This window comes from Tepidimicrobium xylanilyticum (assembly GCF_900106765.1).
Taxonomy (GTDB): domain Bacteria; phylum Bacillota; class Clostridia; order Tissierellales; family Tepidimicrobiaceae; genus Tepidimicrobium; species Tepidimicrobium xylanilyticum.
This window is the reverse complement of the sequence record NZ_FNNG01000002.1, coordinates 133,244-150,421: the sequence shown is the minus strand read 5'-3', so window position 1 is coordinate 150,421 and position 17,178 is coordinate 133,244. Positions and strand designations below refer to the sequence as shown.

Sequence of the window (17,178 nt, the reverse complement as noted above, 5' to 3'; positions counted from 1 at the left end):
GGGGTTTTAAATATGAGAAAAAGAATAGAGATGGAAGCGTTGGAAAAAAGGATATTATCTCCTTATGCTGCTTTAAGCCAAAATACTAAGGGAAGAGCAATAGAGGAGGAAAAGTGTCAAGTTAGGACTGAATACCAAAGGGATAGAGATAGAATAATTCATTCTAAATCCTTTAGAAGATTGAAGCATAAAACTCAAGTTTTTATTGCACCAGTGGGGGACCATTATAGAACTAGATTGACTCATACTTTAGAAGTGGCCCAAATATCCAGAACCTTGGCAAGGGCTTTAAGATTAAATGAAGATTTAGTGGAGGCCATAGCTTTAGGTCATGATTTAGGTCATACTCCCTTTGGGCATACAGGAGAAAATATATTAAACAAGCTACATCCTAAGGGATTCTGTCATAGTAAGCAAAGTTTAAGGGTTGTGGATTATTTAGAGCATACATCAACTAGAAAAGGGTTAAATTTAACTTATGAGGTTAGAGATGGAATTTTAAAACATACTGGAGGGGCAAAACCAGAAACCTTAGAAGGTCAAATAGTAAGGTTAGCAGATAGGATTGCGTATATAAATCATGATATTGATGATGCAATAAGGGCAAATATTATTAGATTAGATGATTTACCAAAGGATTGTATAAAGTATTTGGGGGAAAATCATGGAGAAAGGATTAATTCCATGATTTTAGATGTAATAAAGAATAGTTCAAATAGTGATAGAATATCCATGAGTGAGGAGGTTAATTATTATACCAATAAATTAAGGAGTTTCATGTTTGAAAGGGTGTATTTAAACAAAGAAGCCAAAGGTGAAGAGGATAAAGCTAAATATGTAATTGAACAGTTGTACAATTATTACTTGACCAATTTCGATAAATTACCAAAAGAGCATATTCAATTATATGAAGACTATGAATCCAAGGAGGACATTATAACCGATTATATAGCTGGTATGACTGATAGATATGCTATAAATCAATTTAATGAGCTATTTGTTCCAAAGTCTTGGAGAAAATACTAATAAAAGAAGGATTTTAAGACTTTGTGTCGAATAATATATAATGTTCTCCTATTGGAGAGAAAAGGTGATGAGCCATGTCATATAATATTGATGAAGAGTTGATAGAAAGGATACATGATACCGTCGATCTGATAGATGTAGTATCTAAATATATCCAGCTCAAAAAAACTGGTAGTAATTATGTGGGCTTATGCCCTTTTCATAATGAAAAGACACCATCTTTTACTATATCCGAATCTAAGCAATTATTTCATTGTTTTGGCTGTGGAGAAGGTGGCGATGTAATAAGTTTTATTATGAAAATTGAAAATCTATCCTTTGTCGAAGCAGTAAGATTCATTGCTGAACAAGAGGGAATACCCATAATGGAAAAAAACCCTATAGACCATAAATTGAAATTGCAAAAGGACCTCTTATATGAAATTAATAGAGAAGCAGCTAAGTTTTACTATCTTAACCTTGGTCAAAATAGAGAAGCTTTAGAATATTTGGGAAGAAGGAATTTGAATAAGGATATAATAAAACGATTTGGATTAGGTTATGCTCCAGACAAATGGGACAGTTTAAAAAATTATCTAATTAAGAAAGGATATGAGGAAGAGGATATAGAGAAAGCAGGTTTAATAGGTAAAAGAAAGGATAATACGGGATATTATGATAAGTTTAGAAATAGAATAATGTTTCCAATAATTGATGGTAAAGGTAGAGTAATAGGATTTGGAGGACGAGTACTGGACCAGACTATGCCTAAGTATCTAAATTCAAAGGATACTTTAATTTTTATAAAAGGTAACAATCTTTATGGCTTAAATCTCATAAAGCGGAATTTTAATCTAAATAAGATAATATTGGTTGAAGGGTATATGGATGTCATTTCATTGTACAGAAATGGAATTGATTATGCCGTAGCAAGTCTTGGTACTGCTTTTACCTCTAATCAAGCAAAGCTTTTAAAAAGGTTAAATAAAGAAATTTATATTTGCTACGATTCGGATAATGCTGGAATAAATGCAACTATCAAAGCATTAAATATATTAGATAAGGAGGGGCTTAACCCTAAGGTAATACTTTTGCCCAAAGGGCATGATCCAGATGATTTTATCAACAAAATGGGATTGAAAGAATTTGAAAAATTGATAGATAATGCTTTCAATCCAATAGATTACAAAATATTAATATTGAGAAAGAAATATAATGTAAATGATATTGATGGAAAGATTAAATTTGTTAAAGAAGTGTCTGTTATATTAAGGAATATAAATAGCCCTGTAGAAAGGGAAATATATATAGATAAAATTGCAAAGGAAATGGAAATATCAGAAGATGCAATTAAAAAAGAGGTTTTGGGGAATAATTATAAAAACGAATCAAGTTTTTCCAAGGACAAGTATATAATTGGTAGAAATAGGTATAATAAGAGTAAAATAGCCCCAATTAAAGCTGTTCTGGAACCAGCACATTTAACAGCTGAAAAGATGTTGATTAGATTGATGCTTGAAAGTAGAAGTTATTACAACATTATAAAAGGTTATTTAAACGAAGAAGATTTCTTGAATTATGAAAGCAATATTTTGGCAAAGATTATTTTTGATGAATATGAAAAAAAAGTTGATTTGATGAAAATTGCTAATGATTTTATTTTAGTCAAATTAAAACAGGAGAAAGACCTAGATTACGATCTAATATATGAAATTATGGATTTGAATGTAGGAGTGTTGCCTGAAAACAAAAATACTTTGATAAAAGATTTAATAAAGAGGATTAAAATATCAAAATTAGAGATGGAAAGGAAAAAGATTTTGAATGAAATAAAAGAGATTGAATCAAAGAATGTAAAAGATGAAGGAGATGTGGAGAGATTCAAATTGTTATGCTTAGAGTTGACGAAATTAGACAAAGAGTTACAATCACATACGTAAAGGTTAGGAAGGGAGGGAGCTATATTGAGCCCAAATAATAAACCAGAATTAGAGAAAGAGAAAATATTAGCAATTAAACAATTAATAGATAAGGGTAAAAAAAGTGGAGTCTTAACATATAAAGAAATTATGGATGCACTAGAGGAAATAGAACTGGATCCAGATCAAATAGATGACATATATGTAAGATTTGAGGATATGGGGATCGATATAGTAGGAGATAAAGAAGACGATATGCTCCTTGAAACTAGTGATGAAGCAGAGGAAGATATAGATCTTAAGGAAGATTTATCTTTACCAAGAGGAATAAGTGTAGATGATCCTGTTAGAATGTATCTAAAGGAAATTGGGAAAATTCCATTGCTTACTGCAGAAGAAGAAATAGAATTAGCCAAGAGAATGGAAGAAGGAGATGAATTAGCTAAAAAGAAATTAGCAGAAGCCAACTTAAGATTGGTGGTTAGCATTGCAAAAAGGTATGTAGGCAGGGGTATGCTGTTCTTAGATTTAATTCAGGAAGGAAATTTAGGGTTAATGAAAGCAGTAGAAAAGTTCGATTATCAAAAGGGTTTTAAGTTTAGTACCTATGCTACTTGGTGGATACGTCAAGCTATAACTAGAGCTATTGCTGACCAAGCTAGAACCATTCGTATTCCAGTTCATATGGTTGAAACCATTAATAAGTTAGTGAGAGTTCAAAGACAATTAGTTCAAGAGTTAGGAAGAGACCCTACACCTGAGGAAATAGGGAAAGAAATGAATATGGAAGTAGAAAAGGTAAGGGAGATTATGAAAATAGCTCAAGAACCCGTGTCTTTGGAAACTCCCATTGGAGAAGAAGAAGACAGTCATCTTGGTGATTTTATAGAGGATGACAATGCTTTAGCTCCTGCTGAAGCAGCAACCTACACTATGTTAAGGGAACAACTGGTAGATGTATTGGACACCCTTACTCCAAGAGAACAGAAGGTTTTAAGGTTGAGGTTTGGGCTTGATGATGGTAGAGCCCGTACATTAGAAGAAGTAGGCAAAGAATTTGATGTAACAAGAGAAAGAATAAGACAGATAGAAGCTAAGGCTTTAAGAAAATTAAGACATCCTAGCAGAAGTAAGAAGCTAAAGGACTTTCTTGAATAATTAAAGATTCGCTAAATGCGAATCTTTAATTATAGATATTACAAATTAATTATGAAAGGAATGTACTGATGAGACTATCCAGTAGATTACAAGCTATCGCTGATTTAATACCACCTAATACAATAGTAGCAGATATTGGAACTGATCACGGGTATATACCTATATACCTGATAAAAAATAAGATAGCAAAAAAGGTAATAGCTACAGACCTCAGTAAGAATTCTTTGGCAAAAACAATACAATTGGTTAAAGAGGAAAATCTGGAAAACCATATAGATATTCGATTAGGCAATGGATTAGAAGTGTTGAAGCCTTTTGAGGTAGATACAGTTGTGATTTCTGGAATGGGCGGGTTACTTATTAGAGACATATTAGATAAGGACAGAAATAAAAGAGATTCTATAACTCATTTTATACTACAACCAAATGTAGCAAGCAGGGAATTGAGAGAGTATTTGTATATTAATAGTTTTGAAATAATAGATGAAAAGTTGGTAAAAGAAGATGATAAATTTTATGAGATCATCTATGCAAAAAAAGGCAAATCTATAGTTGAAGACTATATCCATTATGAAATAGGAGAAAAGTTGATATTGAAAAAAGACCCTTTATTAAAGGATTTTGTAGAAGAGAAGATAAGTATACTCAATAATGTTTTAGAAAAATTAAAGGACAAGAATACAGAAAAAAGTAAAAACAGGTATGAAGAAATAGTGATGGAGGTTAATAAATTAAAGGAGGTGCTTAAAGGAATTGAAGGCAATAGATATAATTAAGCTATTAGATCAATGGGCTTTTCCTTATTTAATCGATAAATGGGATAATACTGGCTTTCAGATAGGTGACCCTGAAAGGGAGGTTTCAAAAATATTAATATCCTTGGATTTGGACCGAGAGGTTTTCTTGGAAGCCATGAATAAAAAAGTCCAAATGATAGTTACCCATCACCCTATTATATTCAAATCCTTGTCCAGAATAACCAAAGAATCATATAAGGAAAGTTTGATCTATGATATAATTAAGGAAGACTTAGTTGTATACAATGCACATACTAATTTGGATTTGGTACCAGGTGGCGTAAATGATGCTTTAGCCAATACATTGGGGATCAAAAATCATGAGCCTTTAAGGGTTAATTATCGAGATCCCTTATATAAATTAGTGGTATTCGTTCCAAAAGATTATGCACCTATTATAAGAAAAGTTTTAGGTGATATGGGTGCTGGTTGGATTGGAAACTACAGCCATTGTACCTATAATGTTGAAGGTATGGGAACCTTTTTGCCTTTAAGGGGGACTAAACCTTTTATCGGAAAAGTTTATGAATTAGAGGAAGTTGAAGAAGTTAGAATCGAAACCATTGTTGAAGACAATAATTTAGATGAAGTATTAAAAGAGATGATAAGGCATCATCCCTATGAAGAAGTAGCCTATGATATATACCCATTAAAAAATGAAGGTAAAGCTTATGGGTATGGTAGAATAGGCAGTATAAAGGAAATGGCTCTATTAGATTATTTGGATATCATTAAAAGAAGTTTAGAGGTTGATAGAGTAATAGTTTATGGAAACCGAAATAGGATCGTTGAAAGGGTAGCAGTATGTGGAGGAAGTGGTGCTTCTTTTATCTATGATGCCTATAAAAGAGGTGCAGATTTATATATTACTGGAGATGTTAAATACCATGATGCCCAGTATGCTAATGAATTAGGGCTTACCCTTGTAGATGCAGGTCATTATCACACTGAAAAGGTGATACTCCCAATTATAAAGGATTATTTAGATAAAATACTAGAAAATAAAGTAGAAATATATTTGCACGATAAAAGCAGTCCACCTTTTGCTTTCTATTAAATTTTTGGAGGTAAATATATGGATGATATAGAAGATTTGTGGGAACTGCAAAAAAATAAAAGCTTATTAGCAGATATTAAAAAGAAGCTTAAGGAAATTCAAAATGGAGAAGATATAAAATTATTAGCTATTGAATTGGATAGGAAGGAAACGGATATTATAGAATTGGAAACTTCTATAAAAGAAAATGAAAGGAAACTTAATAAGGAAAATCAAATTCTAAGAAACCTTGATTTTAAACTTAAAGAAGTGGAAAAAAGTCTATTCGATGGCAGTATTAAAGATTTGAAACAATTAACTTTTCTAAATGAGGAAAGGGAGAAGATTAAAGCATTAATTGAAGAAAAAGAGTTGGAAATGATAAATATGATGGAAGATATTGATGAGTTCAAAAGTAAGCTTGTTAATCTAAAAGAGGATTTTAATAATTTAAAAAAGGAGTATAAAAGCTTAGTGAAAGATTATAAATCCATTATTGAGGAATTAAATGGAAAGGCAATAGATGTTAGAAAGAGAATTGAAAGTATATCCTCCAATATGGATGAAAATTTGATTTTAGAATTCAACAAGTTGATTAAAACTAGGGGGATTGCAGTAGTTAAGGTTATAGATAATAGATGTGGTGGCTGTAATGTGGTCCTTCCTGCCATTACGGTGGATCGGTTAAAACATTCTAATTCTGTACTACATTGTGAATACTGTGATAGGATATTATATTTGGAGAAGGAATAATATTTTGATTATGGCTGGCAAATATTGTTGTTGAAAAAGTTTTGGATTTATGCTATAGTTATGATGCAATAAAATATCGGATAATGAGTAAATCGGGTGATCGCGTGCTTTAGCATGAGGAAAGTCCGTGCTCCATAGGGCAGGATGCTGGATAACGTCCAGTGGGGGCGACCCTAAGGATAGTGCAACAGAAATATACCGCCTAACATTCCATTTGAAATGTTGGGTAAGGGTGGAAAGGTGAGGTAAGAGCTCACCAGCAACTAGGCGACTAGTTGGCTCTGTAAACCCCATCCGGAGCAAGACCAAGCTAGGGATTAAAAAGGCAGTGGCCCGCTGCTGTCCCGATTGGTAGGTCGCATGAACCTATTGGTAACAATAGGTCATAGATAGATGATCATCCAAGACAGAACACGGCTTATAGATTTACTCATTGCTGTAAAATACACCTTTTTATAAGGTGTATTTTACTTTTTGCCACCTAATTTCCACCGTGTAAAATTTCATTTAGTTTTGTAGTCGCATCTTTCTGCATTTCTAAATTAACGTGAGAATAAATATTTAAAGTAGTATTAATATCGAAGTGGCCAAGTCTAGTTTGAATCACTTTAAAATCTACACCATGTGACAAGAGAAGAGTCGCATTTGTATGTCTAAGATCATGAAATCTTATAACCTTGTCGAAGTTAGGTTTCTTCAATATCTTTCTAAATCTATGACTATAATAATTAGGTTGAATGTATTTACCATCTTCCCAAATCATAATAAAATTGCATTTTCTATCTTAAATATATTGTCGTGATAATATTCCCCATATTTTAGTTTATGTTGATTTTGCATTTTTTTATGTTGTTTGAGAAGTTTTTTAAATTATCTGATATATAAAGAGTTCTTTGACTTTCTTCTGTTTTAGGAGTATTTAAGTATACTTTTCCATTTGATACAACTAAATTATTGCTTATTTATATAAGATTGGGTAGTGTAAAATAATTTGTACTTCTGTGAAAAATTTAGCTCCTTTCTGGCAAGTATTAAAAATAGAATTCTTAAAAGAAAGGAGCTAACTTTATGTCAATATTACCTAAAGAAGCATTAAGAGATATGATTAAAGATGGTAATCTAAAAACAGCAACAGATTTACATTCATACCTCAAGGATATGTTTAAAGATATTCTCCAAGAGATGTTAGAGCAGAATTAGAAGTGGAATTAGGCTATGCCAAAGGGGATAAAAAAAACAAACAAACCGATAATGTGAGGAATGGCTATTCAGAGAAAACAGTAAAAACTCAGTTTTGAGAAATACCAATAGAAGTCCCAAGAGACAGAAATGGTGAATTTGAGCTAGTAGTCGTACCAAGGAATAAACGTGATATTTCAGGCATAGAAGGGAAAGTAATATCCCTTTACTCAAGGGGTATGTCTACCAGAGACATACACAATCAAATTAAAGATATATATGGAATTGAATTATCTGCAGAAATGGTGAGTAAGATAAATGATAGTATAATACCTCAAATAAAAGAATGGCAAAACAAACCTTTAGATTCAATATACCCTTTTGTTTTCATGGATGCTATTCACTACAAGGTTAGGGAAGATGGGCAAATTAAGAATAAGGCTGCTTATTTAGTCTCAGGTGTAAATATAGATGGATGTAAAGATGTACTCGGTATTTGGATTGGCGAAAATGAAACAGATAGAAGTACTAAACGACCTAAAAAATAGAGGTGTAGAAGAAGTACAAATATTTAGTGTAGATAGCCTAACACGACTAAAGGAAGCAATTCAAGCAACTTATCCTAATGCTAAATTCAAATATGCATAATATATCAACTTAGAAGCTCCTTCAAATACGTAAGTTACAAGGATTTAAGAGAATTCTCCAAAGACTTTAAAAGTGTATATAAGGCTGTTAATGAGGAAGCTACCCTAGATAACTTAACAAGAATAGAAGAAAAGTGGGGCAAAAAGTATCCTTATGCTTTTAAAAGTTGGGAAATGAATTGGGAGGTACTATCACCATTTTTCAAGTATCCAGGTGAGATTAGGACAGTAATGTATACCACACACATAATTGAAGGCTTTCATAGACAGTTAAGTAAGGTTACAAAGACGAAATCAGTATTCCCATCAGATCAAGCATTAGAAAAAAATATTGTATCTAGCAAGTCAGAATATCATAAAGAAATGGACTCAGAGATATAGAAGTTGGGACCTAATATTAAACCAGCTAATGATATTCTTTGAAAGTTGAATAGAAAAGTATCTATAAAAACTAAATAAAGAAAAGAGACTATAGCAAAATAGTGAAATCTTTAAAAGCTATAGTCTCCCCTACCTAAAGAAGTTTTAAGAGAATATAAAATTATCATTATGAATTATTTCCCAAAATTTAAATTTTAATGCATAAATTTAAAAATCAATGGAAAAATAAGATTAAATCAGGGATCACAAATTTCCAAAATATCAAATTTAATTCTTGTCAGTAAGGTACAATTCAATTCTAAAATCACAAAATTATTTACAGTCTCAATCTTTTAGCAAATTGGTCTGATAGAATAGCACTTTGAATTTAGCCACAAGCCCTTGGGTATTAAAGAAGCAGCTTATATCAAAAAATGTCCCATGTATATAATGTCATTCTATAAAGTTAAAAGAACTTTTAACTACATCCTAATTCATAACACATACCTTTAACAATATAAAAAGGAAAATTTTATGCATGGAGCTTTTTCTACAAATATAATTAATAGGGTTAATTTAAATTATTGAAAATTGACAATAAAAAGAAAAGTATTTTTTATAGTTGGAACTATATACAAAGTTGGAATATAATAGAATAAAGTATCAGTGCAAGAAATGTTCAAAATTTTTTATAATGCTCATTTTGTAAAGGGGATTCATATGGAAAAAAGTTTTAGCTGCTTAAGATGTAATGATGAGATGAAGTATATAAAAGAGTATCGCTTCGATTCTCAAGACAATAATAGGGGCTTTTTTGGTGCACTATTTGATATTGAAGAGCATTTGATATTTGATGTGTATGTTTGTCCTAGATGTAGACATACAGAGTTTTTCTTTACAGGCAAAAGAAAAGGATTTGATGAGTGGATTGATTATTAATTTGAAATTATAGAAGGTAAAGTATGGAAGAAAATAGATTTGAAGTTGTATATAAAAAAGGAATGTTATCAGGTTGTAAAATTATTGTAGATATTGAAACTGGTGTTAATTATTTATTCGCTTGGGATGGGAACTGCGGTGGTCTTACTGTATTAGTGGATAAGGATGGCAAGCCTATTGTTACACCAAATATAGATAGGTCTGATGATGATTTTAGATAATTAATCTTTATGTTCCTTAATGTTGAAGGAGGATACAAATGCTAACATATGAAAAAATCATAAGATACTGGAACAATGTCTTTAAAGAAGATATAAATATTAACTCTATAACAAAAAGTACTGGCAATGAGGATTTAGATAGGGCATTAGACTGGCTTTGTGAGGAGTCAAATACTATACTTGATTTTGGATGTGATAACGGACTTTTACTTTTTAAGTGTTTTTTTAAGGGGTACTAAAAACCATATTGAAATTGATATTTCAGTTGAAGGTATTAAAGTCGCTAAAAAAATCAGGAGCAATTACAGGAACAATTAAGAGAAGGTAATTTTGACTTTATTGTAGGTGGAGTTGAAGAACTTAAAAAAATTTTAAGTGATTTTGCAAAATGACGTAGTTTTATCAAATATTATTGATAACCTTATTCCTTCAGATGCTGTTAAAGCTTTAAAAGAAATAAAGCGAATATTAAAAGTTAATAGTAAAGTATTACTAAAACTGAATCCATTTCTTACTGACAATCAGATCAATGAATGGAATATAAAAGCTATAGAGGATAACCTATTAGATGATGGGCTTTTTCTGTAGAATCAGACAACAGAAGAATGGGAAAAACTATTAAGCCACTTTTTTAAGATTGTAGGCTATAAAGAGATATATTATCTCGAATATGATCAGTATAATAGGCTATTCTTAATCTACAATGATTACAAATAGTTTCTATCTATTAAAACCAATATTTACCAGTATCATGCAAGGGGGGAAAACTATGAGATATTTTAAGAAAATAGCTGGCTAAAGAATATACTTATCTCCAATAAATGTGGAAGATGCAGAGCAATATGCTCAATGGATGAATGATATTGATGTAACCATAAATCTATTAGCAGTTCCAAATATATATTCCTTGGAAAAGGAAAGGGAAGCACTTATTAAGTTAAGTAAAGAAGGATATAACTTTGCCATTGTAACCTTAAACAATAATGAGGTTATAGGCAACTGTAGTTTAGGCGGTGTAAATCCAATACATAGAACTGCAGAAGCAGGTATATTCATAAGAAATAAGAACTATTGGAACAAGGGCTATGGCACAGAAGCTATGAAACTATTACTTGATTATGATTTTAATGTATTAAATTTAAACAACATCATGTTAAGGGGATATTCCTTTAATAAAAGGGTAATAAAATCCTATAAGAAGTGTGGACTTAAGGAAATTGGCAGAAGAAGAGAAGCTGTCATAATTGGAAGTAAGAAATATGACCATATATATGGACATATTGGCAAGTGAGTTTCAGGGGAAAATACCTGAAAAAGTAGAAGAATAATAGTGGTAAGATAATATATGTGTGGAAGATTCATGCTTGATAGTGACATAGAGGATATATTGAAGCAGTATAGGATATTAAAAAGAGTGAAGTTGATGATTACAAGAAAGGGGACTTTTACCCATCACAAATTGCTCCAATAGTATTAAAAGAAGAAGTTAATAAACTAAAATTTGCAAAATGGGGCTTTCCCTTCTATGGTAATAAAAGACTAGTAATAAATGACAGAGCTGAATCTATAATGGATAAGCCAATGTTTAAAAATTCCTTTTACAGTGCAAGATGTATTACTCCTGTCAATTTATTTTATGAGTGGAAGGATGAAGGAAGTAGGAAAAAGGTTAAACATGGCATATATTTAAAGGATAAAAACATCATGTCTCTAGGAGGGATATTTAAATTAACTTCTGATGAAAAGGGAAACAGGGAACTATCCTTTGTAATAATAACCACTGAGGCTAATAGATATATGAAAGATATTCATTCCAGAATGCTTCTTATAATAGACGATGGAACATTAGATTACTGGCTTGATAAGGGTACTCCTATTAACATTATTGAGGAAATATTTAAATCTAATGGCAATCATGAACTTGAAACAAAAAGAGAAAATAATGACGAGCCTTTCCAGCAGTTAAAGCTATTCTAACAAGCTTTAATAGCTTTCCTGTACAAGAGTTAAGCAATAAAATTTCCATGATGGATATTAATAACAAACAAGGTGAGATAATACAAGGGAGAATATAGAAAAAATTAACAAAAACTCATTAGAAAATGCATTAAGTGGTAGTAATGAATATAATTTAGTAGAGATACTTAATTTTAATCGTAAGCTGGGGAGGGAAAGGAAATTGAAAAATCTGACTGATTTTGCCTTGCAAAGAAACTGGAAGCAGGCCATAGGTTTCTATATAGCTTACCTAATACTTGTTTTCTTTATAGGTGCTCTAGTTGGAGGTATAGTCGGGCTTGTGGATCCTTGTGGACCAGAGGAGACAGCATAGTTGGCAGGAAGTGTTGCGGGAACCACATACAGCATGGTATTATACTTTATTATTTATATTAAAAAGAAGCTAAACTCTTTTGTATTTATTATGTTAGGTGTAATTACAGGTGTAGCAAATGTTCTCTTTGCCAATATTGTTTCCTTTGAGGGAATCTACTCTGTGGGAAAATATGGATATAAATGTTCATTTCTCAAAATTATAAAATATCATATGATGAATTTGTGATTAAAAAATTATTATACATACAGAAGGGTGAAGGCTATGTATGAGTTGAATAATATTGCTGATACAGTTCAAAAATATGCAAAGATTACTTCAGAAATAGCTAAGGTAGATGTTGAAGTTGTAGATTCTAAACTAGTAAGAATTGCTGGTACAGGCATATTTAGTAGAGTGAATGTAGATGTGTCAGAGAACTCAAATGTTTATAAATATGCAATGAGGACCGGAGAAAGACAAGTTCTGCTGGAGCCTAGAGTAGATGAAAGGTGCAAGGACTGTATAAAGAAGGAAGAGTGCAAAGGGATATTTGAAATTTCAATGCCTATCAAGATAAAGGATGAAATTATAGGAGTAATAGGCATGGCTTGCACTACAGAGGACAGAAAAAAGGTTATATTGAACAACTTAGAGAGCTATTTGGATTTTCTAGAACAGATAGCCGACTTTATCGCTACAAAGGCGTATGAGGTAGAGGAGGCAAAGAGCAAGGCAGCTATTACAAACATGATGGAGCTAATAGTAAGGAGAATGGATGAGGGAGCTATTATCATAAACAATGAGGGTAATGTCTCCATCATTAACGCAAGTGCTAAAAAGCAGTTAGGTATTACGAGGATAATCAACAATGAACAGATTGAAATAGAGCCTACGGGAGATACAGTTAATAACAGCAAGGAGTATAAGGTGAGAATTGGAGAAAATGTAAGCACAGTAATAGGAGATATATTTGATGTACCTAAGAATGAATTCTACAAGCAGGTATTACTATTTAGAAATTTGGACAAGGTTCATTCAAGTATATATGCCATGACATCAACCGTCAATGCAGTAGATACAGACGATATAATAGGATGTAGTAAAAAGACTATAGAGCTTAAAGAAAAAATTAAAAAAGTGGCAAATTCAGTTTCAACAGTGCTGATAACTGGTGAAAGTGGGACTGGTAAGGAAGTTGTTGCTACAGCAATATGGAAGAATTCAGATAGGAGAAACAATAGGTTTGTAGCTATAAACTGTGCAGCTATACCTGAACCTTTACTAGAAAGTGAGTTGTTTGGATATGTAAAAGGTGCTTTTACAGGCGCAGATCCTAATGGAAAAATAGGAAAATTTGAACTAGCTAATAAGGGAGTTATATTTTTAGACGAAATTGGGGACATGCCCCTATATCTTCAATCGAAGCTTTTAAGGGTGATTCAGAATAAAAAGATTGTAAGAATAGGTTCAAATCAGCAAATACCATTGGATGTGAGAATTATAGCTGCAACAAATAAAGACTTAAGGCAAATGATAAATGAAAACAAGTTCCGTGAAGACCTATACTATAGATTAAACGTAATCCCCATAGAGATTGCTCCTTTGAGGGAAAGAAAAGAAGATATAAGAGATTTAATATACCATTTTATCGACTACTATAGAAAGCTCTTTGGCAAGAACTTTGTACGAATAGAAGAAGAGACTATGGAAAAGCTTATGAATTACCCATGGCCTGGTAATGTTAGGGAATTAGAAAATACAGTAGAATTCATAGTCAATATGATGGAAGACGGAATTGTAAACGACAATACCTTGCCTTCAAATATAAGAAACAATGATCTTATGGGATATGAAAATCAGCAAGGCATAAGGACTCTAAAGGAAATAGAACAGGAAGAAATAAGAAAGGCAATAGCCTATTATGGAGATACAACAGAAGGGAAAAAGCAGGCAGCTAGAGCTTTAGGCATAGGAATAGCAACTTTATATAGGAAATTATAAAGCTAAACATAAGTTGTTTAGCTTTCTTTTATGCATAAAATTTAAAAATAAAAAATTTTTCTAAAAAATATTTTTTTAGAAAAAAAAGAAAAAATAACAAATATCTGTGAAAATGTTATCAAAATGATAAAAAAAGAATTAATTTTCCCTCAAACATTGGAAAATACAGCCTTACCTAGCTTTATCATTATGATAAAAAATTATCAAAACGATAAAATAGTAAATTTTTGTGTAAAAAGTACGTAAAGTCCAAAAATCTTCTTTTATGTGAAACGTTGAAATTTCAAGGAAAATTAACAATCGTTGATAAAAAAGTTGTTTTAGATAAGCATTAAAAGTTGGCACGGTTTATGTAATATATTATTAGCGAAAATAAAGAATAAGGAAGGTTGTTGAAATGACTGTTAAATATCAGATAGTTAAAAACGATACTTCAAAAAGAGAGAAAGTATCATTAGACTTTTTGAGTGAAGATGTTGCAAAGCAAACTATTAAATACCACTCAAGTTTCGACCAATATAGCGAAACACCATTGGTGGAATTAAAGGAACTTGCAAAGTATTTAGGACTTAAAAATATATTTGTTAAAGATGAGTCCTATAGATTTGGTTTAAATGCATTTAAAGTATTAGGTGGAAGTTTTGCAATTGGCCAATATATTGCAAATAAATTAGGCAAGAGCCTTGATGAACTTCAGTATAGAACTTTAATATCAGATGAAATAAAAGAACAACTAGGCGAAATAACATTCATCACAGCAACAGATGGTAACCATGGTAGAGGAGTTGCTTGGACAGCTAATCAATTAAAACAAAAAGCAATTGTTTACATGCCTAAGGGAAGTGTTCAAGAAAGAGTGGAAAATATAAGAGCCCTTGGTGCAAAATGTGAAGTACTAGACAAGAACTATGATGATTGTGTAAGACAAGCTAATGAAGAAGCTGAAAAATATGGTTATGTAATGATTCAAGATACTTCATGGGATGGCTATGAAGATATACCAACTTGGATTATGCAAGGCTATATTACAATGGCATATGAAGCATATCTAAAGATGGAAGAACAAAATGTAAGACCTACACATATTTTCCTTCAAGCTGGAGTAGGATCACTTGCATCAGCGGTTACTGGTTTCTTTAGTTCAGTTTACAGTGACAACAAGCCAATTATTACAATAGTTGAACCTGACAAAGCTGCATGCTTATACAAGACAGCAAAGGCTGATGATGGCGAGCTTCATCCAGTAAAGGGAGATATGAATACTATAATGGCTGGTCTTGCTTGTGGTGAGCCAGTTACAATTGGATGGCCAGTTCTTAATGCGTATGCTGAAAACTTCCTATCAGTTCCAGATGAAGTAGCTGCACATGGTATGAGAGTATTAGGTAATCCATTAAAAGGTGATGAAAGAATTATATCAGGTGAAAGTGGAGCTGCAACAATGGGAGTTGTTTCACAAGTTATGTCATTAGAAGAACTAAAGGACATAAAAGAAGCATTAAAACTTGATGAAAATTCAGTTGTTCTTTGTTTCAGTACAGAAGGAGACACTGATTTTGAACATTATAGAGATGTAGTATGGAATGGATTGTATCAAAATAAATAAAAGATATAAATAGAAAAAATACAAAAAGAAGGAGAGTAGAAAAATGAACACAAACTTTAAAGAACTATTAGCAAAACTTGAAAAATTAGATTACAAAAACTTATACCATAATGACTTTTTATTAACTTGGGACAAAACACAAGATGAGTTACATGCAATCTTTACAGTTGCAGATGCTCTAAGACATTTAAGAGAAAACAACATAAGCCCAAAAATATTTGATTCAGGACTAGGAATTTCAATATTTAGAGATAACTCTACAAGAACCAGATTCTCATTTGCATCAGCTTGTAACCTACTAGGATTAGAAGTTCAAGATCTAGATGAAGCAAAATCACAAATTGCTCGCGGAGAAACTGTAAAGGAAACTGCAAACATGATTTCCTTCATGGCAGATGTTATTGGTATTCGTGATGACATGTACATTGGGAAGGGACATACTTATCAAAAAGCTGTTGCTGAATATGTAAATGAAGGATACCAAGACGGTGTTCTTGAACAAAGACCAACTATAGTAAACCTACAATGTGACATTGATCATCCAACACAAACAATGTCAGATATGCTTCATATAATTCATGAATTTGGTGGAGTTGAAAACCTTAAAGGAAAGAAAATTGCTATGACTTGGGCATATTCACCATCCTATGGTAAACCACTTTCAGTACCACAAGGAATTATTGGACTTATGACAAGATTTGGAATGGACGTAGTACTTGCGCATCCAGAAGGATATGAGGTAATGTCAGAAGTAGAAGAAGTAGCTAGAAAGAATGCAGAAAAATACGGTGGAAAATTCACTAAGATAAATTCAATGGAAGAAGCATTTAAGGATGCAGACATCGTATATCCAAAGAGCTGGGCCCCATTTGCAGCAATGGAAAAGAGAACTCAACTTTATGGAGAAGGCAAATTTGATGAAATTGATATATTAGAACAAGAATTATTAGCTCAAAATGCACAACACAAAGACTGGGCATGTACTGAAGAAATGATGAAGATTACTAAAGATGGAAAGGCTCTATACATGCACTGCTTACCAGCTGATATAACTAGATTAAGCTGTGAAGAAGGAGAAGTTGACGAATCAATATTTGATAGATATAGAATACCACTATACAAAGAAGCAAGCTACAAACCATACATTATAGCAGCTATGATATTCTTACAAAAAGTTAAGAATCCAGTGGAAACACTACAAAAATTATTAGACCGAAATAAAGCCAGATTAGTTAGATAATAA

18 protein-coding genes, 1 other RNA gene and 1 pseudogene are annotated in these 17,178 nt (G+C 31.9%); 19 read left to right on the top strand and 1 reads right to left on the bottom strand.

The features are described from left to right. The first annotated feature begins 12 nt into the window (after positions 1-12). From BLV68_RS02935 to rnpB, 7 genes are all read left to right on the top strand, one after another. Positions 13-1,026 carry a deoxyguanosinetriphosphate triphosphohydrolase gene (locus BLV68_RS02935; RefSeq protein ID WP_093750731.1) on the top strand — a complete coding sequence of 338 codons (1,014 nt, stop codon included), beginning with the start codon at positions 13-15 and terminating at the stop codon, positions 1,024-1,026. A 74-nt stretch (positions 1,027-1,100) separates the two neighbouring features. Further along, positions 1,101-2,945, top strand: coding sequence for a DNA primase (gene dnaG, locus BLV68_RS02930; protein ID WP_093750729.1), 1,845 nt, complete (start codon positions 1,101-1,103; stop codon positions 2,943-2,945). A gap of 24 nt (positions 2,946-2,969) precedes the next feature. Further along, entirely contained in the window at positions 2,970-4,082 is a 1,113-nt protein-coding gene (gene rpoD, locus BLV68_RS02925; RefSeq protein ID WP_093750727.1) for an RNA polymerase sigma factor RpoD, read from the top strand. A 68-nt stretch (positions 4,083-4,150) separates the two neighbouring features. Beyond that, the gene (locus tag BLV68_RS02920; protein ID WP_093750725.1) at positions 4,151-4,858 is read left to right on the top strand and encodes a tRNA (adenine(22)-N(1))-methyltransferase; all 708 of its coding nucleotides are present in this window, start codon (positions 4,151-4,153) and stop codon (positions 4,856-4,858) included. Then, positions 4,836-5,936, top strand: a complete 1,101-nt coding sequence (locus BLV68_RS02915) for a Nif3-like dinuclear metal center hexameric protein (RefSeq protein WP_093750723.1) — start codon at positions 4,836-4,838, stop codon at positions 5,934-5,936. Before BLV68_RS02920 ends, BLV68_RS02915 begins: the two co-directional genes overlap by 23 nt. A gap of 18 nt (positions 5,937-5,954) precedes the next feature. Further along, on the top strand, positions 5,955-6,668 hold the full coding sequence (locus BLV68_RS02910; RefSeq protein WP_093750721.1) for a zinc ribbon domain-containing protein: 714 nt from the start codon (positions 5,955-5,957) through the stop codon (positions 6,666-6,668). Positions 6,669-6,752: 84 nt separating this feature from the next. Then, positions 6,753-7,105: RNase P RNA component class A (rnpB, locus tag BLV68_RS02905), an RNA gene on the top strand. Between the two features lie 44 nt (positions 7,106-7,149). On the opposite strand, the gene BLV68_RS16230 is transcribed toward rnpB, so the two are convergent. Next, positions 7,150-7,431 carry a tyrosine-type recombinase/integrase gene (locus BLV68_RS16230; protein WP_200773618.1) on the bottom strand — a complete coding sequence of 94 codons (282 nt, stop codon included), beginning with the start codon at positions 7,429-7,431 and terminating at the stop codon, positions 7,150-7,152. 305 nt (positions 7,432-7,736) lie between these two features. Here BLV68_RS16230 and BLV68_RS02895 point away from each other — a divergent pair. From BLV68_RS02895 to ygeW, 12 genes and pseudogenes are all read left to right on the top strand, one after another. After that, positions 7,737-8,924 (top strand): annotated as a pseudogene (locus tag BLV68_RS02895) (IS256 family transposase). A 650-nt stretch (positions 8,925-9,574) separates the two neighbouring features. Then, positions 9,575-9,793: a hypothetical protein gene (locus tag BLV68_RS02890; RefSeq protein WP_093750719.1), complete on the top strand. Its 219-nt coding sequence runs from the start codon at positions 9,575-9,577 to the stop codon at positions 9,791-9,793. Between the two features lie 23 nt (positions 9,794-9,816). Further along, positions 9,817-10,014, top strand: coding sequence for a DUF6440 family protein (locus BLV68_RS02885; protein ID WP_093750717.1), 198 nt, complete (start codon positions 9,817-9,819; stop codon positions 10,012-10,014). Positions 10,015-10,052: 38 nt separating this feature from the next. Further along, positions 10,053-10,253, top strand: coding sequence for a hypothetical protein (locus tag BLV68_RS15655; protein WP_200773617.1), 201 nt, complete (start codon positions 10,053-10,055; stop codon positions 10,251-10,253). Positions 10,254-10,395: 142 nt separating this feature from the next. Beyond that, a complete protein-coding gene (locus BLV68_RS15650; RefSeq protein ID WP_200773616.1) occupies positions 10,396-10,602 on the top strand; it encodes a hypothetical protein in 207 nt (68 codons plus the stop codon). 214 nt (positions 10,603-10,816) lie between these two features. After that, positions 10,817-11,305: a GNAT family N-acetyltransferase gene (locus tag BLV68_RS02875; RefSeq protein ID WP_317921269.1), complete on the top strand. Its 489-nt coding sequence runs from the start codon at positions 10,817-10,819 to the stop codon at positions 11,303-11,305. A 113-nt stretch (positions 11,306-11,418) separates the two neighbouring features. Next, positions 11,419-11,991 carry an SOS response-associated peptidase gene (locus tag BLV68_RS02870; protein ID WP_093750715.1) on the top strand — a complete coding sequence of 191 codons (573 nt, stop codon included), beginning with the start codon at positions 11,419-11,421 and terminating at the stop codon, positions 11,989-11,991. 202 nt (positions 11,992-12,193) lie between these two features. Next, positions 12,194-12,346: a hypothetical protein gene (locus BLV68_RS15360; RefSeq protein ID WP_159428597.1), complete on the top strand. Its 153-nt coding sequence runs from the start codon at positions 12,194-12,196 to the stop codon at positions 12,344-12,346. Further along, entirely contained in the window at positions 12,347-12,574 is a 228-nt protein-coding gene (locus BLV68_RS02865) for a hypothetical protein (protein WP_093750713.1), read from the top strand. A 36-nt stretch (positions 12,575-12,610) separates the two neighbouring features. Continuing rightward, positions 12,611-14,329, top strand: coding sequence for a sigma-54-dependent Fis family transcriptional regulator (locus BLV68_RS02860; protein ID WP_093750711.1), 1,719 nt, complete (start codon positions 12,611-12,613; stop codon positions 14,327-14,329). Between the two features lie 397 nt (positions 14,330-14,726). Next, positions 14,727-15,935 carry a diaminopropionate ammonia-lyase gene (gene dpaL, locus BLV68_RS02855; RefSeq protein WP_093750709.1) on the top strand — a complete coding sequence of 403 codons (1,209 nt, stop codon included), beginning with the start codon at positions 14,727-14,729 and terminating at the stop codon, positions 15,933-15,935. A 43-nt stretch (positions 15,936-15,978) separates the two neighbouring features. Further along, positions 15,979-17,175: a knotted carbamoyltransferase YgeW gene (ygeW, locus tag BLV68_RS02850; protein ID WP_093750707.1), complete on the top strand. Its 1,197-nt coding sequence runs from the start codon at positions 15,979-15,981 to the stop codon at positions 17,173-17,175. The last annotated feature ends 3 nt before the right edge of the window (positions 17,176-17,178 follow it).

What these genes read in the sequence shown, in the direction of transcription:
- BLV68_RS02935 (WP_093750731.1), top strand. Translation starts at nt 13, where the DNA reads ATGAGAAAAAGAATAGAGATGGAAGCGTTGGAAAAAAGGATATTATCT.
- dnaG (WP_093750729.1), top strand. Translation starts at nt 1,101, where the DNA reads ATGTCATATAATATTGATGAAGAGTTGATAGAAAGGATACATGATACC.
- BLV68_RS02920 (WP_093750725.1), top strand. Translation starts at nt 4,151, where the DNA reads ATGAGACTATCCAGTAGATTACAAGCTATCGCTGATTTAATACCACCT.
- BLV68_RS02910 (WP_093750721.1), top strand. Translation starts at nt 5,955, where the DNA reads ATGGATGATATAGAAGATTTGTGGGAACTGCAAAAAAATAAAAGCTTA.
- BLV68_RS16230 (WP_200773618.1), bottom strand. Translation starts at nt 7,431, where the DNA reads ATGATTTGGGAAGATGGTAAATACATTCAACCTAATTATTATAGTCAT.
- BLV68_RS02890 (WP_093750719.1), top strand. Translation starts at nt 9,575, where the DNA reads ATGGAAAAAAGTTTTAGCTGCTTAAGATGTAATGATGAGATGAAGTAT.
- BLV68_RS02885 (WP_093750717.1), top strand. Translation starts at nt 9,817, where the DNA reads ATGGAAGAAAATAGATTTGAAGTTGTATATAAAAAAGGAATGTTATCA.
- BLV68_RS15655 (WP_200773617.1), top strand. Translation starts at nt 10,053, where the DNA reads ATGCTAACATATGAAAAAATCATAAGATACTGGAACAATGTCTTTAAA.
- BLV68_RS02860 (WP_093750711.1), top strand. Translation starts at nt 12,611, where the DNA reads ATGTATGAGTTGAATAATATTGCTGATACAGTTCAAAAATATGCAAAG.
- dpaL (WP_093750709.1), top strand. Translation starts at nt 14,727, where the DNA reads ATGACTGTTAAATATCAGATAGTTAAAAACGATACTTCAAAAAGAGAG.
- ygeW (WP_093750707.1), top strand. Translation starts at nt 15,979, where the DNA reads ATGAACACAAACTTTAAAGAACTATTAGCAAAACTTGAAAAATTAGAT.